Source organism: Altererythrobacter sp. CAU 1644 (assembly GCF_029623755.1).
Taxonomy (GTDB): Bacteria; Pseudomonadota; Alphaproteobacteria; order Sphingomonadales; family Sphingomonadaceae; genus Erythrobacter; species Erythrobacter arenosus.
Genome location: NZ_CP121106.1, coordinates 2263277 through 2288011, shown reverse-complemented (window position 1 = coordinate 2288011; position 24735 = coordinate 2263277). Strand labels below are relative to the sequence as shown.

At 61.6% G+C, this 24735-nt stretch carries 18 protein-coding genes and 1 tRNA gene; 7 read left to right on the top strand and 12 right to left on the bottom strand.

The annotated features are described in order from the left end of the window. Positions 1-28: 28 nt before the first annotated feature. From P7228_RS11365 to P7228_RS11355, 3 genes are all read right to left on the bottom strand, one after another. Positions 29-1363 carry an MFS transporter gene (locus tag P7228_RS11365; protein WP_278015357.1) on the bottom strand — a complete coding sequence of 445 codons (1335 nt, stop codon included), beginning with the start codon at positions 1361-1363 and terminating at the stop codon, positions 29-31. 100 nt (positions 1364-1463) lie between these two features. Further along, positions 1464-3785 carry an NAD(+) synthase gene (locus P7228_RS11360; protein ID WP_278015356.1) on the bottom strand — a complete coding sequence of 774 codons (2322 nt, stop codon included), beginning with the start codon at positions 3783-3785 and terminating at the stop codon, positions 1464-1466. 49 nt (positions 3786-3834) lie between these two features. Next, entirely contained in the window at positions 3835-4836 is a 1002-nt protein-coding gene (locus tag P7228_RS11355) for a DNA topoisomerase IB (RefSeq protein ID WP_278015355.1), read from the bottom strand. A gap of 113 nt (positions 4837-4949) precedes the next feature. Between P7228_RS11355 and yghU the strand changes: the two genes are divergently transcribed. The 5 genes from yghU (at position 4950) to P7228_RS11330 (ending at position 9630) form a co-directional block, all read left to right on the top strand. Next, positions 4950-5801 carry a glutathione-dependent disulfide-bond oxidoreductase gene (gene yghU, locus P7228_RS11350; RefSeq protein ID WP_278015354.1) on the top strand — a complete coding sequence of 284 codons (852 nt, stop codon included), beginning with the start codon at positions 4950-4952 and terminating at the stop codon, positions 5799-5801. 65 nt (positions 5802-5866) lie between these two features. Continuing rightward, entirely contained in the window at positions 5867-7246 is a 1380-nt protein-coding gene (locus tag P7228_RS11345) for an MFS transporter (protein ID WP_278015353.1), read from the top strand. Positions 7247-7310: 64 nt separating this feature from the next. Continuing rightward, positions 7311-7385 (top strand) — tRNA-Gln (locus P7228_RS11340). A 234-nt stretch (positions 7386-7619) separates the two neighbouring features. Then, positions 7620-8831, top strand: a complete 1212-nt coding sequence (locus P7228_RS11335; RefSeq protein WP_278015352.1) for a DUF6161 domain-containing protein — start codon at positions 7620-7622, stop codon at positions 8829-8831. A 172-nt stretch (positions 8832-9003) separates the two neighbouring features. After that, positions 9004-9630 (top strand): hypothetical protein, encoded by a 627-nt coding sequence (locus tag P7228_RS11330; RefSeq protein ID WP_278015351.1) that lies wholly within the window; start codon positions 9004-9006, stop codon positions 9628-9630. On the opposite strand, the gene P7228_RS11325 is transcribed toward P7228_RS11330, so the two are convergent. Next, positions 9627-10307, bottom strand: a complete 681-nt coding sequence (locus P7228_RS11325) for a recombinase family protein (RefSeq protein WP_278015350.1) — start codon at positions 10305-10307, stop codon at positions 9627-9629. The two genes, P7228_RS11330 and P7228_RS11325, sit on opposite strands and share 4 nt — an antisense overlap. Before the next feature lie 537 nt (positions 10308-10844). On the opposite strand from P7228_RS11325, the gene P7228_RS11320 reads away from it, so the two are divergent. After that, on the top strand, positions 10845-11744 hold the full coding sequence (locus P7228_RS11320; RefSeq protein WP_278015349.1) for an abortive infection family protein: 900 nt from the start codon (positions 10845-10847) through the stop codon (positions 11742-11744). Positions 11745-12386: 642 nt separating this feature from the next. On the opposite strand, the gene P7228_RS11315 is transcribed toward P7228_RS11320, so the two are convergent. The 8 genes from P7228_RS11315 to P7228_RS11280 all read right to left on the bottom strand — a co-directional run bounded on the left by P7228_RS11315 (position 12387) and on the right by P7228_RS11280 (position 24051). After that, positions 12387-13145: a hypothetical protein gene (locus tag P7228_RS11315; RefSeq protein WP_278015348.1), complete on the bottom strand. Its 759-nt coding sequence runs from the start codon at positions 13143-13145 to the stop codon at positions 12387-12389. Between the two features lie 510 nt (positions 13146-13655). After that, positions 13656-15104 carry a site-specific integrase gene (locus P7228_RS11310; protein WP_278015347.1) on the bottom strand — a complete coding sequence of 483 codons (1449 nt, stop codon included), beginning with the start codon at positions 15102-15104 and terminating at the stop codon, positions 13656-13658. Positions 15105-15316: 212 nt separating this feature from the next. Beyond that, positions 15317-16024: a retropepsin-like aspartic protease family protein gene (locus P7228_RS11305; RefSeq protein ID WP_278015346.1), complete on the bottom strand. Its 708-nt coding sequence runs from the start codon at positions 16022-16024 to the stop codon at positions 15317-15319. A gap of 17 nt (positions 16025-16041) precedes the next feature. After that, positions 16042-17028 carry an L-histidine N(alpha)-methyltransferase gene (gene egtD / locus P7228_RS11300; RefSeq protein WP_278015345.1) on the bottom strand — a complete coding sequence of 329 codons (987 nt, stop codon included), beginning with the start codon at positions 17026-17028 and terminating at the stop codon, positions 16042-16044. A gap of 4 nt (positions 17029-17032) precedes the next feature. Beyond that, a complete protein-coding gene (egtB, locus tag P7228_RS11295; protein WP_278015344.1) occupies positions 17033-18289 on the bottom strand; it encodes an ergothioneine biosynthesis protein EgtB in 1257 nt (418 codons plus the stop codon). Positions 18290-18385: 96 nt separating this feature from the next. Next, positions 18386-19459, bottom strand: coding sequence for a GGDEF domain-containing protein (locus P7228_RS11290; protein WP_278015343.1), 1074 nt, complete (start codon positions 19457-19459; stop codon positions 18386-18388). A gap of 123 nt (positions 19460-19582) precedes the next feature. Next, positions 19583-20956, bottom strand: coding sequence for a class II 3-deoxy-7-phosphoheptulonate synthase (locus P7228_RS11285; RefSeq protein ID WP_278015342.1), 1374 nt, complete (start codon positions 20954-20956; stop codon positions 19583-19585). 131 nt (positions 20957-21087) lie between these two features. Further along, positions 21088-24051: a M16 family metallopeptidase gene (locus tag P7228_RS11280; protein WP_278015341.1), complete on the bottom strand. Its 2964-nt coding sequence runs from the start codon at positions 24049-24051 to the stop codon at positions 21088-21090. 97 nt (positions 24052-24148) lie between these two features. Here P7228_RS11280 and P7228_RS11275 point away from each other — a divergent pair, with 97 nt between their 5' ends. Continuing rightward, a complete protein-coding gene (locus P7228_RS11275; protein ID WP_278015340.1) occupies positions 24149-24730 on the top strand; it encodes a NifU family protein in 582 nt (193 codons plus the stop codon). The last annotated feature ends 5 nt before the right edge of the window (positions 24731-24735 follow it).

The following is a 24735-nucleotide window of genomic DNA, read 5'->3' as shown; positions in this document are numbered from 1 at the left end:
GTTCCCACGCGTTTGCCCGCGAGCGGCGCTATTGCAGCACCGCCTGTTGCGTGGCGAGCCTTGCGCGCATCTTCTCGCTCCGCGGGAACTTGACCACGACCATGATGATGATGCCGAGCAGGTGCATCGCAAACACGATGACCAAGGCCGAAGGCAACCCGCCCATCTTTGTGCTGAGGGCGAGTACCCAGGCACCCAATGTGATCCCGAAATTGCTGATCGCCATGTAGATGGCGAACTGCGTCGCAGCCACACTCGGATCGCAGAGCCGCATCGCAATCGGCACCGTCACGACGCGCAGCAGCACATCGAGGATTATCCAGGCATAGACGAATGTCAGGAAGTGGCTCGGCAAGCCCCATCTTGGCACGCTGAACCACATCCACGCGCTCAGGACCAGGAAGGCCAGCAAGGTCACGATAATCGACTTTTTCGCGCCGAGGATCTTGCCGCCCCAACCACCGATCGTGAGACCAATAATGCCGGCAACGAGCTGCGCCGTGCCGACCAGGCTGGTTACCTGTTCTTCGTTCCAGCCGACCTCGCCCGTTCCGATCAGGGGGGTCGCGCCGGTCAACACACCGTAATGCAATCCGGTCGAGATTGCCACGGGGACCCAGAGCAGGCTCAACGGCTTGGCGAGCGACTTCAGCGTGTTGCGCAGGATCGGCCACCAGGCGCCGAGATAAATCTCGATGTTGGCGGGATGTGCTTCTCCCTTAGTCCAGGGGAGCGCCCGCTCCCCTTCACGCTCACGCAGGAACAGCACGAAAATCGTGACCGCCCCCACGAACGCCGCCGACAGGAGGTAGGCCGCCATCGGCCCCATCCGCGCGATCGCAAGGCCGGTGAGCGCAGTCGACATGGCCATCCCGATCGACTGCCCGCCGAACATCATGCCTCCCGCCTGCGCCTGTTCGTCCTCGCTCATGATATCGACCGCGAGACCGTCTACGGCGACGTCCTGGAAGGTGGTGGCCAGATTGACGGCGAAACCGGCGGCACCAAGCAGCAGCACGTCGTCGACGCCAGGCTGAACCAGGGCCGCAATGATGAACAGGGCGATCATCACGAGCTGGGACCCGATGATCCACGGTCTGCGGCGTCCCATTTCGAGGAAGGAATAGCGATCCATGATGAAGCCGTTGAGGAACTTGAGCGTCCACGGCAGCGAAGTCAGTCCCAACACATAGGCGATATCGACTTCGTCGGCACCGTTGGCCGCCATCCACGCCGGGATCGCGAACCAGAACAGGCCGATCGGCACACCTTGCCCGATGTACAGTATGAATACGGTCAGCAGGCGCAAAGCCCGACTCTGCGAGAGGGTCATCCTCTCGCCCATTGCTGCAGCAGTCGCCATCAAGCCTTCCCCCCTAAAGCTTTGGATGCGCCCTGTTCTTTTCGGTCATGCTAACGTTAATGGTGGCGAGCACAAGGTAGGGTGTGCACAGCCCGACCTGTCAGAGCTCCGGCAATCCCTTCCTTAACTCCTCCAGCCACACATCCGCCACAGCATCGGAGGGCGCGCGCCAGTCGCCGCGGGGGCTGAGCGCGCCGCCTGCCGAAACCTTGGGTCCGTTGGGAATCGCGCTGCGCTTGAACTGGCTAAAGGCGAAGAACCGCTTGAGGAAATTCTCGAGCCAGTGCGCGATGGTCGGCAGCGAATAGGCGGTCTTCTCCTCGTCGGGGAAGCTCGCCGGCCATAGGCCCTTCTCCACGTCCTGCCATGCATGCCAGGCGAGGAAGGCGATCTTGCTGGGTCGCTGGCCCCAGCGAATGGTGTGGTGGAGGAAGAAGTCGTTCAGCTCGTAAGGGCCGATGATGCTCTCGGTGCTCTGGATCGCACCCTTGTCGTCGGCCGGAACGAGCTCGGGCGAGATCTCGGTGTCGAGGATCGAGAGCAGCACCTTGTCGGTCGCCTTGTCGAATTGTTCGGTGCCCACCGCCCAGCGGATCAGATACTGGATCAGCGTCTTGGGCACACCCGAATTGACCGCGTAGTGGCTCATCTGGTCGCCCACGCCATAGGTGCACCAGCCAAGCGCCAGCTCGCTGAGGTCGCCCGTGCCGATCACGAACCCCGAATGGTGCCCGGCAAGGCGGAACAGGTAATCGGTGCGCAGCCCGGCCTGTACGTTCTCGAAGGTCACGTCGTAGACCGGCTCGCCGTCGGCAAAGGGGTGATCCATGTCCTCGAGCATGCGCGTTGCAGCAGGGCGAATGTCGATCTCATCGGCGGTAATGCCAAGCGCCTCCATCAGCTTCCACGCATTCGACTTGGTGTGATCGGAGGTGCCGAAGCCGGGCATGGTGTAGCCACGAATGGTGGTGCGCGGCAGGCCCAGCCGATCGCAGCACTTGGCGGCGACGATCAGCGCATGGGTCGAATCGAGCCCGCCCGAAACGCCGATGACCATGCTCTTGGCATGGGTCGCTTCGAGCCGTCGCATCAGCCCATCGACCTGGATATTGAAGGCCTCGTAGCAATCCTCGTCGAGCTTGTGCTGGCGATTGGGGACGAAGGGGAAGCGGCGGATCGGGCGGATCAAGCCGCGGTCCTGCGCACGGTCTGCGAGTTCGAATCGCACCGTGCGGAAGCTGTCTTCGGGTCGACCTGCAGCCTCGGCGGCGTCGTTGAAGGTCTGCATCCGCATCCGCTCGGCCAGCACGCGCTCGCAATCGACGTCCGCGATCGAGAGCTCGGCATCCATGCTGAACCGTTCGCTCTCGGCGAGGAGATCGCCCAGTTCGTACGTCATGCCCTGCCCGTCCCACGCCAGGTCGGTGGTGCTCTCGCCGTGCCCGCTGGCGGAATAGACATAGGCGCAAACCGCGCGCGAGCTTTGCGCACGCGCGAGCAGGTGCCGCTCGTCCGACTTGCCGATGGTGATGTTCGAGGCGGACAAGTTCGCGATGACAGTCGCCCCGGCCAGCGCTCCCATGGTCGAGGGGGGAGTAGGCGACCAATAGTCCTCACAGATCTCGACGAACAGCCTGCAACCCGGGAGGCTATCGGCCGCAAAAATCAGGTCGGTGCCGAAAGGAGCTTCGCTACCGGCGACCGTGATCGTCATGCCCTGGATATGGCGCCCATGCGCAAACCAGCGCTTCTCGTAATACTCGCGGTAATTGGGCAAGTAGCTTTTCGGGATAACGCCAAGCAAGCGTCCGCCTGCGATCACCAGTGCGCAGTTGTAGATCCGCTCGTTATGCCTGAGCGGCGCGCCGACCAGCAGGAGCGGAGAGAGTTCGGCAGAGGCGGCGACGATCCGCGCCACCCCGTCTTCCGCCGCATCGAGCAGCGCGTTCTGCAGATGCAGATCGTCGATCGCGTAGGACGAGACGCACAACTCGGGATAAACCACGAGGTCGACGCCGGCGTCATCCGCGCGGTGCGCCTCGGCAATGATCCCCTCGACATTGTAGCCGACATCGGCCGTTCGCGTCTTGGGTGTCGAGGTCGCAACCCTTAGGAAACCGTGGTTTCTGAGGTCGTAGAAGGGATGCGAAGCATCGCTCTTGGCGGGCTTGCTGCTGGCGGATTTGGCGTCTGACGTCGTAGCCTCGCCGGATGCAGGCTCGAGCCAGTCGCCCGGCTCGCACACGCCGAGTTCGGCCAGCTTCTTCTGCACCGGGGCGCGGGCGATCTTGCCCTTCGCCTCCCAGCCATAGACGGTGCGCGAGGGCCAGGGATCGCCATACTGCTCCCCGAATTCCTCGGCGGAAAGCGGCGGCTCATGGTTTTCGCGCCACTGGCGAATCTTGATTCCGGCCAAATGCATAATCTTCTAGTATCCTTTTCGGATACGATTGGCAACAGGATTGTCCGGATCAGGCAGCGAGCAGCTTGACGGCTTCCGGGCTGTCTTCAAGCAGTTCGAGCAACCCCCGTTCAGCCCGGGTCAGCCAGCGGGTGGCGCGGGGCAAATTCAGGTTCTGGCGCCATTCGACTTGTCGATCGACCAGATCGATCACGGCGGGGTGGATATAGCTCTTGCGGGTGACGGCAGGGGTGTTTCCGAGGTGCTCGGCCACGCAATCGAGCAGCGACTTGATCGTCAGCCGGTCCTCGGCATCGGCAAGGCAGCGATAGGCCATGACGCTGGCGTGCCAGGTGCGGAAGTTCTTGGCGGTGAAGCCCTGCCCCATCGTCTCGCGCAGATATTCGTTGACGTCACTCGACCCGACCGCCTGCAGATCGCCTTCCTCGTCGAAATACTGGAACAGGTTCTGCCCCGGCAGGTCCTGCATCTTGCGCACGACCCGGGCGAGGCTGCCATCGGTCAGCGTCACTTCGCGCTTCTTGCCGCCCTTGCCGACATAACGCAGTCGCAGCGTGTTGCCGGTGAGTTCGGCATGGCGTCGACGCAGGGTGGTCGCACCGAAGCTCTTGTTAGTCCGCGCATAGCCCTCGTTGCCGATACGGATCGCGCCCAGATCGAGCAGGCGCACGACGCTGGCGATTGCGCGCTCACGGGTCAGCTTGCGGGCCTCCAGGTCTTCTTCGACCCGCTTGCGCACCAGCGGCAGGAGGTTGCCGAAGACCATACAGCCATCGAACTTCTCGCCTTCCTTGCGCATGCGAAACTCGGGGTGATAGCGATACTGCTTGCGTCCGCGCGCGTCATAACCGGTCGCGAGGATATGGCCGTTGGGCGCGGGGCAGTACCATTCGTCGACATAGGCGGGCGGCAGCGCGATGGCATTAAGCCGCCGGCGTTCCGCCGGGTCGGTGATCCGCTTTCCCTGCGGGTCGTAATAGGCGAAGCCCTTGCCCGCACCGCGGCGAGTGATACCTGGAAGGCTATCGTCGACATAGATCAGCTTCGTCATCGCAAATGGGAAATGCTCTGAGACGATAAGGGTTTCCGCCTTGCGCAAGTAACCTTGCGTGTCCAAGTAGCGAACCCAAGCGTTGCAAAGGACAACCGAAAGGACCTCTTCCAATGGCCGAACCCTATACTCCGCCCGAAGTCTGGACTTACGACAAGGAAAGCGGCGGGCGCTTTGCCGCGATAAATCGTCCCACGGCGGGAGCGCGCGAAGAGAAGGACCTTCCGGCCGGGGACAACCCGTTCCAGCTCTATTCCTTGGCGACACCCAATGGGGTCAAGGTTACCGTCATGCTCGAGGAATTGCTCGAGAAGGGCCACTCCGGCGCCGAATATGATGCCTGGACGATCAACATCGGCGACGGCACGCAATTCACCAGCGGCTTTGTCGACATCAATCCGAATTCGAAGATTCCCGCGCTCGTCGATCGCAGCGGCGACAAGCCGTTCCGCGTGTTTGAATCGGGCGCGATCCTGGTTCACCTGGCCGAGAAATTTGGCGAGTTCCTGCCGACCGATCCTGCCGCTCGCGCCGAAGTGCTCAGCTGGCTGTTCTGGCAGGTCGGCACGGGTCCGTTCATTGGTGGCGGTTTCGGCCACTTCTATGCCTACGCGCCCGAGAAGTACGAATATGCGATCAACCGCTACGCAATGGAGGCCAAGCGTATCTTCGACGTGGCCAACCAGCGGCTGGCCCAGACCCGCTATCTCGCGGGCGACGAATACACGATCGCCGACATCGCCAACTTCCCCTGGCTCGCCCCGTTCGTGTTCGGCGGGATTTACAACGATGCCAAGACCTTCCTCTCGATCCACGAATACGAGAACGTGGTGCGCTGGGTCGAGGAGATCGCGCAGCGCCCTGCGGTGCGACGCGGTCGGATCGTGAACAAGACGTGGGGCGAAGAGGACGAGCAGATGCTCGAACGCCATTCCCCCGCCGATTTCGAGGGCAAGAAATACTGAAGGCGCCAGTCGATGCTTGACTGCGGGGCCGTGCTGCCTTCCTCTGCTGGCTTGAGGAGGAAGGTTTGACAGCACGGGCCGCAGACCGCGTCGGACGCGGCGAGAAGCTCGCCTATGGGCTGGGCGAACTAGCGTCGTCGCTCTACGTCCACTTCTTCGGCTTTTTCCTGCTCTTTTTCTTCGTCGATCTGGGCGGTCTCGCCCCGGCAGCGGTCGGCCTGATGCTGTTGCTGACCAAGCTGATCGACGCGGTGACCGACCCGATGATGGGCGTTATCGCCGATCGCACGCGCACCCGCTGGGGGCGCTACCGACCCTATTTGCTGTGGGGCGCAGTCCCCTTCGGCGTGACCGGCGCGATGATCTTCGCAGCACCCGAGATGAGCAAGGGTGCGCTGCTCGCTTGGGCCTACGTCACCTACACCTTGACCATGCTCGCTTATACCGTCGTCAACGTGCCCTATTCGGGCCTGCTCGGCAGTATCTCTCCCTCGTCGAGCGAGCGGGCGAGCACGACTGCTTATCGCATGGTTTTCTCATCGGTCGCCCTCATCTCGATCGGGCTGTTCGGCACGACGCTGGTGCGTGTTTTCGGCCAAGGTGACGAGGCGCGCGGCATCTCCATGACGATGTTCGTGATCGCCGCTCTCGCGGTCGTGTGCATTTTGATTACGTTCTCGGCGACACGCGAGCGCGTACCGCCCGCAAGGGACAACGGCACCGTTTCGGGCGACCTCCTGGCGCTTATCAGGACGCCGGCCTGGCTGATCGTGGCGACCGCCGCAACGCTCGCACCCGTCGCTATCGCGGCGCGCGCCGGGAGCGCCCTGTTCTTCTTTAAATACGTCGTGCGCGACAACGGATTGCCGGTGTTCCTGTTCTTCGACCGCGTGGCGCTGTTCTACACCGCACTCGCACTCGGCCAGGTCACCGGAGTGATCCTCGCCAACTATCTTCAGCGGCGGTTCGAGAAGCACCACCTGATAATCTGGGCGGGCGCGATCAAGGCAACCGCGATACTCGTCTTCTATGTCATTCCGCTCGATGCCGTCTGGCCGCAAACCATCGCCCAATCGTTCGTCGGGCTCGGTTTCGGCATGATGTTGGTGATGGCCTATGCCATGTTCACCGACATCGCAGAGTATGTCGAATGGCGGAGCGGCAGGCAGATGACGGGGCTGGTCGTGTCCGCCTCGATCTTCGCGACCAAGGCTGGGATTGCGCTGGGCTCCGCCCTGCCCGGCTTCGCCTTCGCCCTCACCGGTTTCGTGGCGGGCGAGGTCCAGAGCGAAGAGGCGGTCGCGGGCATCAACCTCGCCTTTGCCCTGATCCCGATCATGGCGATCCTTCCGGCGGGGATCGCCATGATGTTCTACCGGATCGATCGCGCGATGATTGCCACTGCAGAGGCGGAATTGGCCCAGCGCCGCGCCAGCGCCGTTTGAAGGGCTTCACATTGCTTTCCCACGCGCTATAGGGGGCGCCCCGCCACCTGATGCGCGGGCCTGCTGGGGTGTAGCCAAGCGGTAAGGCACCGGTTTTTGGTACCGGCATGCGCAGGTTCGAATCCTGCCACCCCAGCCATATCATTTTTTCATATATTTTTCAGATATTTATGGCGTCAGAATTTCAGCCTGTGGGGCGGGAATGTGGGGCAGGTTTTCCACAGCAGGATGCTCGTCGAGCGCCCCCTGCCGAATGCCCTAACTTGCTCCCGACTGAAAGTTAAAGGCCTTTGTCCCCAAGCGCAGTTGGAAGCGGGTTGGCGGAGAAGAATTGGCAATTTAAACTCTTCTCTTTCAACTAAAGGACCCAGAATTGTCAGAGGCTACACCTTGGCTGCGGCTGGACGGCGAGCACATTGGCGAGCCGCTGGTCTTTTACTCACAAGAAGACGCGGGAAAATGGGTAAACGCCGAGCTGGTTGCGTGGGAATGGCTTTGGACTGAGCCGCGAGAAACGGGCTCATTGGCGCCCAATCAGTTCTTGCATCATCGCAATGGGTTCGACGCTCTTTTGTCGCATCTCAGCGGGCCGCTTGAGCCTCGCTCACAAGCATTCTCGCAATTCGACAATGCATTGAGAAATATGTTCAACCCAGCAAACGCGAATTCGGTTCCTCACTCGCGGTCTGCCGCGGGCTCAGCGGTCTTAGCAATCAAGGAGGCACAGGGCGCTGACGTTGGCCGATGGGCCTATCAATTTCACGTGCGGGGCACTGCATTCAATCAGGTAGGCAGTGCAACCGACTATCCGCTCTACCTTGCCGCAATCCTTCATCACGAAGATATTTTCTCTAGCTTCGGAGATACGCTCAAGAAGGAACGGTCTCGCTACCGAACTGAGATCACGCGGCTACAAAACAAGGTGCGCGAGCTTGAGAAACAACGGATAGTCGAACGTGAGCGTGATCGGCAGTTGGCGAGAAAATTAGTAAGACGCCTGCTCCGCCAGACTAAGCGGGTCTGGGAGGTGGGCACGCTCTCATCTGCGAAGCAGGTTGCAGAGGCTATTGGCTCCATCACGGAAACCGAGCACCAATATCGCGCCCAAATGGCGTTAATGGCTCCCGTCCAATATTGGAAGGATAAGGCCAAGGTCCACGGGAAATGGGAGGCGGTTTATGCCGCGACGTGCCTACTCTACTTCTTTCTCGCTGGTCTGGCTCTTTGGCAAACCGCAGGGCGCACGATTGATTTCCTACAAGGGATCAGCGGGGAGGGCCAAGCAAGCGCCTACGTAATCACGGCGGGCGCCATCCTTGGCGGCACCACTCTCCTGTTTTGGCTGGGTAGGGTGTTGGTCAAACTGTTCTTGAGTGAGCACCACCTTCGCAGCGAAAGCTCCGAAAAGGCGATAATGACGCAAGCCTATCTTTCGATGGAGACCAGCGAAGCTAAATTCGGAGAAACCGACAGAGCAATCGTCCTCGCTTCGATTTTCAAGAGTTCCCCCGATGGTATCGTGAAGGATGAGGGTCCAACAGACCTCGCCGGGACTGCATTGCTGGCAAGGCTACTTAGTAGATGATTTTTCGGTGCGGCTCTTGGAACTGTCCTAGACTCTACGAAGTCTGAAAACGCAGGGCCCGCCGATACCCCTAAGGACACGGACAGGACCCGCTAAGGGATCACGCGTTCGATGTTAGCTATGGTCAATCTGTGGTTGTGGCGGCACGAACCGACTCCTAGAATCGTTCGAAATGAACAAGCAACCCAATAGCCCGTTTGAGAAATATGTAGAGGTGACATTTGAGCGCCTTGTTCTCGCACACCTTGAAGACGCAGCCGACCAGTTTTCTAAAGCCAGTCAGGAGCCCCTGCGGCTGTTCTTGGCCGCCAGATCGGTCCATCTCGCATTGATGACTGCTCTCTCTGCCGCAATGTCAGGAACGGACGGCATCGGGGCAATGCCAAAGAGCTACAGAGAGGATTGGATTACCTTCTTTGAAGATACAAGGCACGGCCTGCGGGAAACACCCCCAACCCGAATGCTGGGCTTCAATGCGATGCTTGACCGCGCCAGCCAAGAGCGTGTTGGTTGGTTTCACAAGCCTCTCGAACTTGCCGACGAAACAAGAAGCAAATTGAATCGACTGACGGCGCTTCGAGATTGGGTAGAGCACCCCCGCCCCGACCATCACTTTATTGAACCAGAGTGGATATACGAGGCCATTGCGCCGGGAGTTGAGCTTACAGAGTCATGTTTCTCTCTGGTGAGCCACCGTCTCGACGAGCCAGATGAGGAGAGGGCATTGTCGCTACTAAATCAGCTCAAGATTGAGATATCCCAGACAAACAAAGCAGGGCCTCGGGCAGGAGCGAGTTAGGCCAAGACCTCCAGCCGATTGAGGAGCCGCCGCACTCCTGAGGGGTGCCACTCTCCTCCTCGCGGTGCTTCGATCCGCCGCTCATTGAGCCCCGCCGCAATCTCGCGAAGGCTTGAGGCCCCCGCGGCGCGCAGCTCTGCGACCTCTCCAGCCAGCTCTCTTGCTCGACTGTCGATTACTGCCTTGCGCGCCTTGAGGGCCGCTGCGTTGCCCTTCCCCGCCCTGCGGAGCGGTGCGGCGCCGTTGGGGTTGCCGAGCCTCACTCCGCGCGCCTTAGCAGCCCTGAGCGCCTCCCTCGTGCGCGTCGAGATTGCCTTGCGCTCCGCCTGAGCAACAGCGGCGAGGATGTGCACTGTAAGCTCGTTTGCCTCTGGCATGTCGGCCGCAATGAACTTCGCGCCGCTGTCCTGTAGAGTGGAGAGGAAAGCAACGGAACGGGACAGACGGTCCAGCTTAGCGACCACTAGGGTTGCCCCGGTGAGCTTTGCGCGGCGGAGGGCCTCGCTCAGCTCCGGCCTATCAGCCTTCCGGCCGCTCTCTACCTCAGTGAACTCTGCGATAATCTCCAGCCCCCGCGATGCACACAACTCAGCCACAGCCGCCCGCTGTGCCTCTAGGCCCAGCCCTGAGCGCCCCTGCGCTGCGGTCGAAACGCGATAATAGGCAACCGCTTTCATGCTCAATTCCTCACTGTTCCATATTGCCTAATGTCCGTTAGGTGAAATGGAACACGCTGTAAAGAGGAATGCGCTTCCAGCTCTGAGATAGGTCGAAATCTGTATGTTTTATTGGGGTTTACAGGGATTCTGGCAGGACTCATATCCGCCCGACCACCACAGACAGGGAGGAATATGTGAGTTCGAATACGCCTGTGGCAATCAATGACAATCAAGGCCGCGCCGCTGCTGCGAGGGCCCGTCTCTCAAGGCTCATAGACGGGGCGCCTGAGGAGCCCGTGGGGGCCTCGAAAGACACGGCAGGTTGACCGCAGGGGAGTGCGGGCCTCGCTTGGAGCATTTCTAGCTCGACTGTTCCGACGGGCTTGCCTCCCCGCCACCCCCTAGGGGGGAGCACGCGGGTTTCGACTATCGTTATCCCGCTTCGGATTTTTGAGCAAAATCCATTCTCACTGATCTGCCTAGTTGTTTCACTGGGGTGGATAATTTCGTCCCCGGCGTTGCAAGGAATTTCGATGGATAGCAATGCTATGCGCCATGGCTTTGTTACCACTCTTTAGTCGCCGCAAGCGACAAGCCGAACAGCCCGCCAGTGATGTTTTCGAGTATGACGAACTTCCCTCAAAAGTCCGTGTTCAAATTCTCATGAATATCGATGAATGCATTGGCACTGTGGAGGATCATCGCAATTCGGCTGAGGAAATCTACAAAACAATTGTCAAAGAACTTCGAGAGGAACTTGGTCGGGGGAACCTAACAGGACGCCGCACTCATTCATTTGCGCAAGAGCTTCACGAGTGGTTTGGGAACATGGCGTCGCTGCCAGAAGCCTTTGATGCGGTGGAGCTTTTCGCAATGTTGGTTCGGCACGTTACGCGCGGCAGGTCTCAGGCAACTGAGGTCTTCGAATCGCATATAGCACGAATTAACGCTCGGCTTCTTGAGGCAGGAATTGGCTACGAGATTTCAGGAGTGGAGGTGCTCAAGAAATCCAATGAGTTTTTACACTCGGAGGTGGTTCGCCCAGCCCTTCATGTCCTTTCAGAAAGCCGGTTCTCCAGTGCGAACGAGGAATTTCGCGAGGCACACAAGGCTTTTCGAGCGGCCGAATACGAAGACTGTCTTATCGATTGCCTCAAAGCTTTCGAAAGCGTGATGAAAGTGATTGCTGCCGATAAGGGCTGGGCATTGCCAGCCAACGCCACGGCGTCAAAACTAGTCGCCGCTCTTTTTGAGAACGAATTCGTTCCGGCGTATATGAAAAGTCAGTTCGATGGATTGAGAGCGCTTCTCGAAAGTAGCGTCCCCACCACGCGCAACAGGTCCGGGGGTCACGGCAAAGGCACGGAGAATCGTTCGGTCCCCGCTAGCCTTGCCGCCTTTCAACTCCACCAGACTGCGGCAATTATCGTGTTCCTTGGTGAATTGGAGAAATAGGACACTATCGATCAAATACGCCGGGGTTTCTCCGCACCACTGCTAATAGCTCGCCCGGCACGAGGTGAACTAGCGACCGGGAGGCATTGACATAGCTCTGGCGTAACTTGGGGCACCCGATTGAAGTCGCGATACTTGCGAAGGGATAGTCAGCCAAGGTCTAGCTCCTCAGGCAACTCTACGACCCGCACTCGGGTCCTACATTCCTTCTCCCGCGCCTCACAGTGCTCAAACCATTTACGCGCTCTCAAACGCTGCTCCTGCTGTTGCTGGCGCAGGCAGGGGCTGCAACGAGACTTTAGGGATGGCCTCCCCCGCGACATTCGCTTGGCAAACTTCGACACAGACAGCGCGGTCTCGCAGCCGTGGCACCATTTGGTTCCGGCCGGGACCGGGGGAGAGGCTCTGTTCGCCATCGCTTGTCCTTTCATGGGGGTGCAGCCCGAAGGTCGCCAATTTGGCTCCCGCGGCAAACCCTCGGGCTGCTAGCTGGTTACGGTCGGGGCGGTGGGGTCCCGATGGTGATGACGGTTAGACCGCCCTCCTTCCGGGCGCTCTGCTGAGAGCGCTCAGCAAAGTCTGGACTGCCGGGACGGTAGGGGTTCTTTGGGGACGGTCGGGGCTTGCGCGGCTTGCCACTCCTCACCGTTCAGTATCCTCGAACTTGCGATAGGCCGCGGCCTTCTCCGCGACGCGAGCTGCACGAGCCTCTTGCGCGGCAAGGGCCTGCGCTTCGTTGTCGATAGCGACCTCATCTCGGAGCTTCTTTGCATTCTCGACCGCCCGCCACGTCGCCTTAGCAAGCCTGTTTTGCCCTTCGGAGCCCCGCAAAAGCGCAATGCGCCGGCGCAGTTCGGCGGCTTCATGCTCCGCTGCGGAGCGGGCGTCACCTTGGACACGATAGACAGGTTCATCCCAAGTTTCGCCCGTTGCCTCGTCAACCTTGCGGTCGTGGCGGATAATCTCTGCGAGTGCAGACTGCCGCTCTGCCAGCCGCGACTGAGCTTCGAAGACTTCATTCTCAATGAGAAAGCGCTCCTGCTGATAGTCGTTGGCGTCCGGGCCGGGGCCTCCCCACACCCGCACCGCGTAGGCGTAGTTACGGGCTTCTTCATTGATGATCCCCTGCTCAGCGGCGGCGCGAGCATTCGCGGGAAGCGCTTCAAGTCTCGCATCGACCTGAGCAAGCACGGCTTCATTCAGCATTCCCCGAGTGACCTTGTCGGGAAACTTGAGCGCGACACTTGAGGTTGCAGGCCCCGCTAGGTCGCGCAGAAAATCTTGGTTCGTGAGTTCATGGGCGAGCGCAGCGTCTTCGGCTGCAATCTCATAACTCTTGGGAGTGTAGTTGCTCGTTCCTTCGCCCTCACTGATGGCTGGTGAGCTGCTTTCTTCGGACATTGGTAGATGTGCCTTTCAGGCTGGTCGCGCGGGGAGCCGCCGCGCACGGCATCGTCTCCCGCCGTTCAGCGGCAGGAGCATCGAATGAGAATAGTGGGGTTCGGCGGGGGCCTGTCGCGTCCGACAGACACACCCCGCCGCTGGCCTTCGACCTGTTGGTCAACAGGGAGGCCGGATAGAATGGAGGGGGTAGAAGAAGCCCAGCCGTGAAGGAGCGAGCTGCAAAGGTTTCTTCTACCAAAGGTGGGCGGTATTTGAGGTGGCTCTAGGATTCGCGAGAATGCCTTCTGAGACTCATCTGAGCCTTCCGACTCCTCCCCTACCCAAAGCTCCTTCAAGGCAATCCTGAGCCATCTGAGGGAATCCTAGGCGATGGTTAGTAGGGGAGGAGGAGAGGAGGAAATCACAGGATACTCTCGAACCCGTTTGGAGCTCCTGTGGGTCTCTCAAGGGGACCCTAAGGAATACCCTAAGGTATATCTTCAATACTCCTTCCCCCAAAGGTGGGCACTAATTGCCTCGCGCTGGGAGTTCCACGCCCGGATAGGCGATTAGCTCAATGATGTTTGCCTTCTGCTCCAGAGTGATGCCGTCCGCGTTGTACCGCCCATATGTGAAGCCCTTTTCGTGGCCGAGCACCTGTGCCCACTCGTTCTCATGAACACGGGCCCGCTCCATGATCCGAGTGACATTCTTGCGGAAACTATGGAACGCCTTTGTGCGGGAATTGAAGCCGTGCCGCGCCTTGAAGTTTGAAAACTCCTTCCCAGCGTCGGCCCCCGGCTTGTGGCCGGGACCCTCGCCATTAAAGCCGGGAAAGACGGGGCCTTCGCCCACCTCTCGCGCGCGATCCCAAAGCCAGCCGAGCCGAGAATGTAGGGGCACCTCTCGGTTCCCCGCGGGCGTCTTGGCATCGCGCACTTGGATAAAGCGAACACCCTCGCGCTCTTGCAGTTGGTCGCCAGAGAGTGATGCAATTTCATTGATCCGCATACCACTAAACATTCCGATTAGAATGAGTTCGCGAACGTCCGCTCGCTTGGGAGGCTTGGCAAAGAGCTTGTTGAGCTCGTGGTCTTCCCACGCCTCATACCCATGTAAGTTCTTTCCCTGTCGGAGCCTCTGGCGAAAGCCCTTGAAGGGATTACGACCAGAGCAGTGTTCCCTTTCCTCCGCCCACTGCCAAAGCGAGGCAAGAGCGGCGGCGTGGCGATTGAGGCTTGAAGTGGCGAGGCCGCTCTCGTGGTCTCCGAACTTTCTCATCAGTTCCTGCCAATTGAGCCGCTTTACCTCTGCGGACCTAGCCCAAGATGGATCGAGCGAACGCAGAGTGTCCATGAACTTCGCTGCGTCCGCTTTTCTAACCTCACGTAGGGGGCGCTCTCCGAAGAACGAAGCAAATAGCCAGAAGGTGGCCCGCTTCTGGTTGCCGGTGTTGGCAGGCTTGAGGCCGCGCTGTCTCGACCACCATGCCATGTAGTCTGCGGCAAGCTCCGCGAAGGTCGGTTCCAGTTCCTCACGACGGGGAACCTCCTGCCCCTGTAACTGCCTCGAAGCATCTTGCAGAGCAGCCACCCTCGCCGCTTCTAGCTGCGTGAGTTCGCGTGGACCTATCTGCTCCGCCATCTTTTCGAGCTCGTGGTCAATGCCTGCGAGGGTCGGGTTTTCGTCCCCCGAGTGAACGGCGAAGACGCCTTCGACTGCTTTGCGGCGGATATGTTCGTAGGCTCTACGTTCAGCGCGCAGCCCTTCCAGTGCGTCGCAGTTGTGCCCCTGCTCAGCGGCCCAATCGAGCTTAAGGCCGTTCTCCCATTCGGAAGCTTCCAGCCGCGCAGCTCTCCGGTTCGATGCCTTTAGGGTCCGGTAGAGATACTGGCGGTCGCCATAGTTGGCGCGCAGGGTTTGGGGGATACGGACCTTCGCTTCGAATTTGTTGTGTCGTGCCTTAAGCGCAGCCATCTCAAATCCTCCTGCCTTCCATCTCGCGGATTGCGAAATGCTCTCCAGCCAAGGGTGGGCAATAAATGCCGTGAGCTCCTCTGTGGGGCTGGAATGTGGGGCAGGCTTGTGGGGGGAAAAGGACGCTAATTCAAGCAACTAGCTGAGAGAATTGAGCTTTCAGTAGGCACCTGAAAAACTCCTGCCACCCCAGCCATTTCTACGGGACAGATCTAGCGCAGTTCGATCGGTTCCTGCGGATTGTTCGGGACCAGCACCATGGTCTGGCCCTCGACCCGCCACGATTTGAGCCGCGACAGCAGGTTCATGCCGACCACGTTGGTCTCGCCCAATGTCGGCGCAATGACCACGTCCAAACCGCGTGCCGCGACATTGCCGAAGCGAATTTCCTCGGCCGTGGCGAGTTGCGCCGCGACCGGGCCATTGGCGGTCCCGATCGAGATCGGCAGCCCGCCGCGACGCGGCTGGAGGCGCGCTTCGGCTGCCAGGTTGCTGGAGACGGCGGTGACGGTCGCGCCGGTGTCGACGAGGAAGTTGGCTGGCACCCCGTTGATTTCCGCTCGCAGCCAGAAATGCCCGTCATCGGCCATCGGGATGCGGGTTTCGCCGCCTTCGACCACCTGCTCCGGCAAGCCGAGTTGCGGCACTGCCACCTCGAGCCGAGGATCGAACCGCGAAAGCTGCAGGACGACAGTGACGAGAATTCCGACGAGAACCACCGTGCTCGCGGTCCGCACGATCCGCCCTGCCGGAACCCGGCGGCGAATCATCATCGCCCCGATCCAGCCTCCAACCAGCGCCGCGAGCGCCAGCATCAACAGCTCGCTGCGCGGGATAGCGGCGATCGAAGCAGCAATGTTGTTCCAGAGGTTCTGGATGCTCATTGGGTAGATATAGGTGTCATAGACCTGCCGGTCCATGAACCGAGCTCAAATTCTCACGGGGCACTTCGAGGTACCGTGGCGTCGGCGAGGATCAACGAGAAGCGCCGCTCGCTGTCCAGCCAGAGATGCGCCGGCGTCCAACCGCCGGCGAGCAACAGCGTTGTCGACGTCCGCCGGTCGAACTTGTGGCTGTTTTCGGTGTGGATGGTCTCCCCCGCCTGCATCGAGAAACGCCTGCCCGAGACGGTGAATGCGATGTCACGCTGAGCGACGAGGTGCATCTCGATCCGCGCGTAATCATCGACCCAGCGCGCCTCGTGCAGCAGCGCCTCGAGCGGAATATCGCCATCCAGCTCACGATTGATGCGCCGCACGAGGTTGTAGTTGAATTCGGCCGTCACCCCCTGGGCATCGTCATAGGCAGCTTCGAGCACTGCGGGATCCTTGATTAGGTCCATCCCGATCAGCAGCTTCGAGCCTTCGCCCAGCGTTTCGCGCATGGTCCGCAGCAGGTCGACCGAGGTGCGCGCCACCATGTTGCCGATCGTCGAACCTGGAAAAAAGCCGAGTTTGGGCATTTCGGCCACTTCGGGCGGCAGTTCGACCCGGCGCATGAAATCGGCTTCGACCGGGTAGACCGGCAGGCCGGGGAACTTGACCGCGAGATCGGTAGCGGCTGCGCGCAGGAAATCGCCCGAGATATCGAGCGGGACATAGGCCGCGGGATCGATCGCCTTGAGCAGCAACGGTGTCTTGACCGAACTTCCCGATCCGAATTCGACAACCGCCCTGCCCGGCCCGATCAACTCAGCGAATTCCGCGCCCCTTGCTGAAAGGATCTCGGTCTCGGCCCGGGTCGGATAATATTCGGGGAGCTGGGTGATATCCTCGAACAGTTGCGATCCCGCATCGTCGTAGAGCCAGCGCGCGGGAACTGCCTTCTGCTGCTCGCCAAGACCTGCGAGCACATCGGCGCGGAAGGCCTTATCGACACCGTCATCGTCGAGCTCGACGAGGGCGATTCCCTTCTTTGCTGCCATGCGATCAGAGGTCCTTTGCCAGCCGCAGTCCGGTGAACTGCCAGCGCTGGTGGGGGTAGAAGAAGTTGCGATAGGATGCGCGCGAGTGCCCGCGTGCGGTCGCACAGCTGGCGCCTTTCAGCACGAACTGCCCGCTCATGAACTTGCCGTTGTATTCGCCAACCGCGCCGTCGGCCGGCTGGAAACGCGGATAGGGCAGATAGGCCGAGCGGGTGAACTGCCAGCAATCGCCGAACAAGCCGCCGCCGCCCATTGGCGTGACCGGGCCTGCCCGATCGAGTTGGTTGCCGCCCGAGGGATCATGCGCGGGCGCTTCCTCCGCGTGCTGGCCGCGCGCCACTGCTTCCCATTCGAATTCGGTCGGTAAACGCGCGCCCGCCCAGGTGGCGAACGCATCGGCCTCGTAATAGGAGATATGCGTGACGGGCGCATCCGGATCGCGGTCCTGCCAGCCCTGATGGGTGAAATGTCGCCCTTCGTCCCAATAGAGCGGAGCGGCGACACCATTCTCGCGTACCCATGCCCAACCGTCGGATAGCCACAGCCGCGCCTCGCGATAGCCGCCATCGTCGATGAACTGCTGCCACTCGCGATTGGTAACGAGCCGGTGCGACAGGGTGAAAGGCTCGAGCAGCACGCGATGGCGCGGCCCTTCATTATCGAAGGCAAAGCCTTTGCCGTCGTGACCGATCAGCGCCACGCCGCCGGGATGCTCGTGCCAGCCGTCAGGCTGTGCCTGCGAAGGCCCAGGCAGTTCGTCCCACATTGCCGGGCCGAGCGGGTTCTGGATTAGCGCGTGCTTGATGTCGGTCAGCAGCAATTCCTGGTGCTGCTGTTCATGCGCCACGCCCAACGCGATCAGATCGGCAAGATCGTCGCGCCCGAGAAGAGCCTCCATCGCCGCGTCGACATGCGCACGCCAGCCGATGATCTGTTCGAGCGAGGGCCGCGACAGCATGCCGCGCGAAAACCGGGCGATGCGCTCGCCTTCCGCCTCGTAATAGGAGTTGAACAGGAACGGCCAATCGTCGTCGAACAGTCGATAGCCATCCGAATAATCGCGCAGGAGGAACGTCTCCCAGAACCACGTCGTGTGCGCCAGGTGCCACTTTGCGGGCGAGGCGTCTTCCATCGACTGAATGGTTGCGTCGGCGTCGGAGAGAGGTTCCACCAATGCCTCGGTCAACTTGCGTGTCGACCGGTAGCTTTCCGCCAGCTGCTCGCTCGGTGAAGGCGAGGCGCGGACAAGTGGTTCGGGCACGGAAATCTCCTGCTTTCTCCGATCCGTATTCGCAGCATGGAGCAAAAGCGTTACGAATGAAAGGCATGGCGCGGATTATGCCATTATTTGCTTCGCTTAAGCGGCGAGGCGAACCGTGTTCCGGCCCGCATGCTTGGCATCGTAGAGCGCGGCATCGGCGCGCGCGAACAGCCCCAGCGCGGTGTCCCCCGGGCGTGCCGCAGCGATGCCGAGGCTGATCGTAACCGGCGTCGTCTTCCCCACGCCGCTTCCCATTGCCACCGCCAGCCGCAAGCGTTCTGCAGCAAGCCCGGCAAGGGTCTTGTCCGCGCCCGGCACAACCCACACGAACTCCTCACCCCCGATGCGGCCGAGAATGTCGCCTTCGCGAACCTGCTCCTCGGCAATCATCGATATCTGCCGGAGCACCTCGTCGCCGACGGTATGGCCATGGCGATCGTTGACGCGCTTGAAGTGATCGACATCGAAGAGGATCAGCGACAGCGGTTGCCGCTGCTCGCGCACGAGCACCACCAGCCGGTCCAGTTCGGCCATGATCCGCCGCCGATTGGCCAGCCCCGTCAAAGGATCGGTTTCGGCCAGCTCGCGCGCCCGCCGTGCTTCGCGCAGCGCAATCTCGCGCGATTCCTTGAGCCGCCGTTCGCGCCTTGCATGGTCGGTGACGTCCATCAGGACGGCGATCACCCTGTGGCTGTGCGCGTCTTCCTGATCGATGTGGCAGGCCCGGATGCGAATGTCCCGCTCACTGCCGTCAACGCGCTGGACCGTCATCCGCAGGCCGAACACTCCGCGCCGCCCCTTGCGCGCCATGACCTCGGCGACGAGGTCGATCTCGTTCGCTGCCAGCAAGGTTTCCGCATCGCCCTCCATCAAGGCATCGTCGTGATCCAGCCCGAACAGGCATTTCATGCCGCCCGACCATTCCTGCTCGTTGCGCGCGGGATAATATTGCCACAGGCCTAGGTCAGCGATCTCTTCGGCCATGCTAAGGATGCGCATCATTTCAGCGAGTTTCTTGCGCCGGCGACGCGCCAGGACGCTGACCGTGCTTGGCACATCATGCTCCAGGCCCCGGCGGGCCCGAAGCTGGATGAGCCACCAGGCCGCGAGCGACAACAACAGCACCACGGCTGCGGCCATCGCGGCCTCGGTCGTCCATGCTGTGTCCATCCGCGCCTGCGATCCTCTTCCTCGATGAGGCAGAGGGACTAGGCGAGAATGGTGGACATTCGCCGCGACCGGCCTAAGCGCCAGCCGCTATATCCTTGTTAAGAGACGGATAACTCCGCCGCGTCAGGCCGCGTCGGCGCGACGCTCGGCAGCTTCCTGGTTGAGCATTTCAGCCAGCAGGAACGCGAGCTCGATCGACTGCGCCGCATTGAGGCGCGGGTCGCAATGGGTGTGGTAGCGATCGCCGAGTACGTCGTCGGTAATCGCGACCGCACCGCCGACGCATTCGGTCACGTCCTGGCCGGTCATCTCGATATGGATGCCGCCCGGATGCGTGCCTTCGGCGCGGTGGACGGCGAAGAAGCCCTTCACTTCTGTCAGTATCCGGTCGAACGGGCGGGTCTTGTAGCCGCTGTCCGACTTGATGACGTTGCCGTGCATCGGGTCGCAACTCCACACCACCGGATGTCCCTCACGCGCAACGGCGCGGACGAGCGGGGCGAGGCCATCTTCGACCTTGTCATGGCCGAAGCGGCTGATCAGCGTCATCCGGCCCGGCTCACGCGCAGGATTGAGCGTATCGAGCAGGCGCAACAGCGCATCGGGCTCGAGGCTCGGCCCGCATTTCATGCCGAGCGGATTGCCGATGCCGCGCGCGAATTCGATATGCGCCGAGCCATCAAACCGGGTGCGGTCGCCGATCCACAGCATATGCGCGCTGGTCGCGTACCAGTCGCCGGTCAGGCTGTCGCGGCGCGTCAGCGCCTGCTCGTAAGGCAGCAGCAGCCCTTCGTGGCTGGTGTAGAAACTGGTGCGCTCAAGCTGCGGCAAGGTCTGCGGATTGACCCCGCAGGCTTCCATGAAATCGAGCGATTCCCCGATCCGGTCGGCAACATGCGAGAACTTGTCGGCCCATGGCGTCCGGCCCATGAAGTCGAGCGTCCACTGGTGAACCTGGCGCAGGTTGGCGTAGCCGCCGCCAGCGAAGGCGCGCAGCAAGTTGAGCGTCGCGGCAGCCTGCGAATAGGCGCGCACCATGCGCATCGGATCGTTGCGGCGCTGCTCGGGGTCGAACTCGATGCCGTTGATGTTGTCGCCGAAATAGCTCGGCAGGGTCATATCGCCCTGCGTCTCGGTATCGGAACTGCGCGGCTTGGCGAACTGTCCGGCCATGCGACCGACCTTCACCACCGGCTTCTTGCTGGCAAAGGTCATCACAACCGCCATCTGCAGCAGCACGCGGAATGTGTCGCGGATATTGTTGGGATGGAACTCGGCGAAGCTTTCGGCGCAATCGCCACCCTGCAGCAGGAACGCCTTGCCTGCGGCCACCTGGGCCAGATCCGCCTTCAGCGCGCGTGCCTCGCCCGCGAACACCAGCGGCGGATAGGAGGAAAGCGTGTGCTCCGCCTGCGTCAGCTCTGCCGCATCCTCGTAGTGCGGAAGATGCCGGGCTTCGTGCTCTTTCCAGCTATCGGGGGTCCAGTTGGTTGCCACAGTAGTTCTCTAGTGCTCCGTACAATCGGGGCGCGATAACACGCGCGCGCTCGGAAAGGCAAAGCCGCAGCCGCCTGCCCGACAGTAATAATTCTTGTCTCGGTGATAGACCGGGACGATTGCCGACGGGCCTAGCGCCCCGATACTTCGCTGCCTGAAGACCGCCCCGCGGGCAGGCTGGTAGCTAGCGCCTGGCCTTCGGGAATGATCGCCAATTGCCACGGCTTGCGCGAAGTCAGGTAGCGCGTGGCGAGCAACTGCATCACCTCCGGGGAGGTCTGCGAATAGTCCACCAGCAGCGAGCGCAACAGGCCCACGCGGCGCGGGTCGAAGCTCGCGCCTTCCAGCTGGTAGAGCCAGAAATTGTTGCCTGTCGAGGCGCGGCTGATCAACTGGCGCAGCGGTTCGGTGACGCGATTGAGCTCATCGGCATCGGGCGGATTGATCGAAAGGTCGGCCGCGATCTTCTCCGCTTCGGAAAAGAATACCGGGACATCCTCGGGGCGAAGCTGTGCCAGCGCCATGATCGTTCCGCCGCCCGACAGGTCCCGCGGCCAGTCGGAAACGACCTGCGGAGCGTAACTGGCGCCGGTCTTCTCGCGCATCACATCCATCAGGCGATTGTTGAACAACTGGGTGAGGATCTCGAGCTGGCGCGATTCGCGCAGCCCCTCAATCCCGCCGCCGCTGGGCCAGGCGATCACTGCTGCCGCCTGGTTTGGGTCGCCGCGATGGTTCAGCACGGTCGGCCCGCCATTGGCATCGGGGAATTCGGGCAGCCAGCCGGCAACCGACGCCGGGATCGGCGTGCGCGGGTCGAGCGCGCCAAAGGTACGACGCAAGGTTTCGACCACCTCGTCGCGGTCGAACTCACCGAACACCAGCACTTCGACCGGACCCTGCTTCAGGATCGGTTCCCACACCTTGCGGAATCCCTCGGGCGTGGCTTCCGCCATCATCTTGGGGTTGGGCGTGATGAAACGCGGGTCGCGATTGCGCAGCAGGAAGTCGAGGTCGCGGTTGAGCACCCCGCCCGGGCTCGACGACAATGCATCATAAGCCAACCCTGCTGCTGCCTTCGAACGCAGTATCGGGCTTTCGTCCCAGCGGGGCATGCCCAGCTTGGCAGCGAACAGGTAGAGCTGGTCGGACACATCGGCGGAGCGCGTCTGCGCTGTGAAAGTGAACGAGCCTTCGTCGATACCGAAGTCAAAGCCCATCTTGCGACCAGTGGTGATCCGGTCGAGCTCTTCCTGGCCGAGTTCGCCCAGGCCTGCGCCGACCAGCGCCATTTCGCCCAGCGCGACATAGGGTGCGTCCTCCGGCGAAAAGGCACGATAACCAGCGCCGAAGCGAACCTTGACGGTCACGCGGCCGGGTTCGGCATCGTTCGCCCACAGGATCGCGCGGGTGCCGTTGGCGAATTCGACCTTCTCTATCTCGGGAATGCCCGTGATGCCGAGTTCGCCCTCGGCCGTAATCGCCCCCGGCTCGCCGATCGGCGGCAGGTCGTCAAAAGAGATCGCCTGCGCGGCAAGCCGCGCCGTCCCGTCGGGCTTCACTTCCTGCGACAGAGCCAGCTTGAGCGCCGAAACGTCACCATCGGTGGCCTCCGGCGTGACATAGACCGCGCGGATCACATCGCCTTCGAACAGCGCCTTGGTGCGGGCGTGAACCTCCTGCGGGTTGAGCCGCTTGCTCATGCCCCGAAAGACGTTGAGCACGGTTTCGGGTGCGGCGACCGTTTCGCGGATGTCGACCGCCTGGACGATCTGGTCGGCAAGCTTCGACCCGGCGAGAACCGCCTTCTGTTCCAGTTCGCTGGCAAACGCGACGTCGAATTCGGCAACCTCGCGGTCGATCTCTTCCTGCGTCGGCGGTGTCGCCAGTGCATCCGCAATCAGAGCGCGGGTGTCAGCCAGCGCGGTTTGCCAGTCGTTGGAAAGGGGAATCACCGTAACGAAAGTCGCGTCGGTCGAGCGCGAAACATCGTCCTGATAGACCTGCGCTTCGAGGAAGGATCCGCCCGAGCGAGCGCGCGAGCGCAGGCGGCGATTGATGATTGCCTGCCCGATCGCATCGAGCAGCAGGCCTTCATTGTAGACGATGGTGTCGTTGACGGGACGCCAGGGCCGCATGATCGCATAGGTCAATGCGCGCGGCATGTCGGGTTCGACCACCACCGCCATCTCGCCCAGCGGATTGGCGGGATCGGCGCCCGCCGGTGCGACCGGATCGCCGAAATCGGGCGCTTCGACATGGGGGCCCGTGCCCTGCCAGTCGCCGAACCATTTCTCGACCAGCCGCGCCAACTCGACCGGATCGGCATCGCCCGCGACGACGATCACGGTGTTTTCGGGCCGGTACCAGCGCTGGTGGAATTCCTGCAGCGCCTTGCCGGTCGCCGCTTCCAGTGTTTCTTCAGTGCCGATCGGCAGCCGGTTGGCTAGCCGCTGGCCCGCGAAAAGCGTTTCGCGCGTCTTGGTATCGACGCGGAAGCCCGCACCTCCGCGCTCGCGCTTCTCGGCCAGCACGATCGGGACTTCGGTCGCCACATTGGCCTGGCTCAACACCGGCTCGCGGATCATGCCCGAAAGCAGCTTGAAACTCTCATCGAGCGAGGCGGGAGTGATCCCGGGAAGGTCGAGCTTGTAGACCGTATGCGTCGGGCTGGTTTCGGCATTAGTGTCGCTACCGAAGGTCGCGCCAAGCCGCTGCCAGGTCGGAATCGCCTGCGCCGGGCCCAGGTATTTGCTCTCGCGGAAGCTCAGGTGCTCCATCAAATGCGCGAAACCCTGTTCGTCGTCGCGTTCGTGGAGCGATCCGGCATCGATGCGGATGCGGATCGACGCCTGTTCGGGTGGGACGCTGTTGCGGCGCACGGCATATCGGAGCCCGTTTTCAAGTTCGCCGAAGAGCCAGTCCTTGTCCTGCGGAACGTCGCTGCCGCGATAGATCCACGGCACCTCGTCCCCGGTCTGCAATCCGCGGGGAAGCGCGTTCTCGGCGCTGTCCTGCGCCAAGAGGGGTGAAATCGAAACGGCGGGAAAAGCCAGCAGGGCAAGAGCGCATGCGGCGCTAAGGGTCCTCTTCATGGAATACACTATAGGAAGCCAAGCCATGAAGGGATAGTGAATAGGCGCGAAGCATTGTTGCCTTGTCCCCCGACGGTACCGTCACTACATCGCGGCCATGTTCATCGAGACCGAAACAACCCCGAACCCCGCCAGCCTCAAGTTCCTGCCCGGGCGGCAGGTCATGACCGCCGGCACGCGCGAATTCGCCAGCCCCGAGGCGGCCGAGGTCAGTCCGCTGGCACAGGCGATCTTCGACACGGGCGAAGTGACCAATGTTTTCTTCGGCGGCGACTTCGTCAGCGTCACCGCGGCACCCGGCGTCAACTGGAACGAGCTCAAGCCAATGGTAGTCTCGATCCTGCTCGATCATTTCGTCTCCGAAGCCCCGCTGTTCGCGGGTGGCGACGCCAGCGGCATCACGGTCCCGGCCGAAAACGAAGACCTGCTCGTCGAAGAGAACCCAGACGATGCCGATATCGTTGCCCAGATCAACGAGCTGCTCGAAACCCGCGTGCGCCCTGCCGTCGCCGGGGACGGCGGCGACATTGCCTATCGCGGCTTCAAGGACGGGATCGTCTACCTCACGCTGCAAGGTGCCTGTTCGGGCTGCCCCTCGTCCACCGCGACACTCAAGCACGGCATCGAAGGGCTGCTGAAACACTATGTGCCCGAAGTCGTTGAAGTTCGCGCAGCCTGAATTTC

What these genes read in the sequence shown, in the direction of transcription:
- P7228_RS11315 (WP_278015348.1), bottom strand. Translation starts at nt 13,145, where the DNA reads ATGTCCGAAGAAAGCAGCTCACCAGCCATCAGTGAGGGCGAAGGAACG.
- P7228_RS11305 (WP_278015346.1), bottom strand. Translation starts at nt 16,024, where the DNA reads ATGGACCGGCAGGTCTATGACACCTATATCTACCCAATGAGCATCCAG.
- P7228_RS11320 (WP_278015349.1), top strand. Translation starts at nt 10,845, where the DNA reads ATGGCTTTGTTACCACTCTTTAGTCGCCGCAAGCGACAAGCCGAACAG.
- P7228_RS11365 (WP_278015357.1), bottom strand. Translation starts at nt 1,363, where the DNA reads ATGGCGACTGCTGCAGCAATGGGCGAGAGGATGACCCTCTCGCAGAGT.
- P7228_RS11360 (WP_278015356.1), bottom strand. Translation starts at nt 3,785, where the DNA reads ATGCATTTGGCCGGAATCAAGATTCGCCAGTGGCGCGAAAACCATGAG.
- P7228_RS11275 (WP_278015340.1), top strand. Translation starts at nt 24,149, where the DNA reads ATGTTCATCGAGACCGAAACAACCCCGAACCCCGCCAGCCTCAAGTTC.
- P7228_RS11330 (WP_278015351.1), top strand. Translation starts at nt 9,004, where the DNA reads ATGAACAAGCAACCCAATAGCCCGTTTGAGAAATATGTAGAGGTGACA.
- P7228_RS11355 (WP_278015355.1), bottom strand. Translation starts at nt 4,836, where the DNA reads ATGACGAAGCTGATCTATGTCGACGATAGCCTTCCAGGTATCACTCGC.
- yghU (WP_278015354.1), top strand. Translation starts at nt 4,950, where the DNA reads ATGGCCGAACCCTATACTCCGCCCGAAGTCTGGACTTACGACAAGGAA.
- P7228_RS11290 (WP_278015343.1), bottom strand. Translation starts at nt 19,459, where the DNA reads ATGGACACAGCATGGACGACCGAGGCCGCGATGGCCGCAGCCGTGGTG.
- egtD (WP_278015345.1), bottom strand. Translation starts at nt 17,028, where the DNA reads ATGGCAGCAAAGAAGGGAATCGCCCTCGTCGAGCTCGACGATGACGGT.
- P7228_RS11280 (WP_278015341.1), bottom strand. Translation starts at nt 24,051, where the DNA reads ATGAAGAGGACCCTTAGCGCCGCATGCGCTCTTGCCCTGCTGGCTTTT.
- P7228_RS11310 (WP_278015347.1), bottom strand. Translation starts at nt 15,104, where the DNA reads ATGGCTGCGCTTAAGGCACGACACAACAAATTCGAAGCGAAGGTCCGT.
- P7228_RS11325 (WP_278015350.1), bottom strand. Translation starts at nt 10,307, where the DNA reads ATGAAAGCGGTTGCCTATTATCGCGTTTCGACCGCAGCGCAGGGGCGC.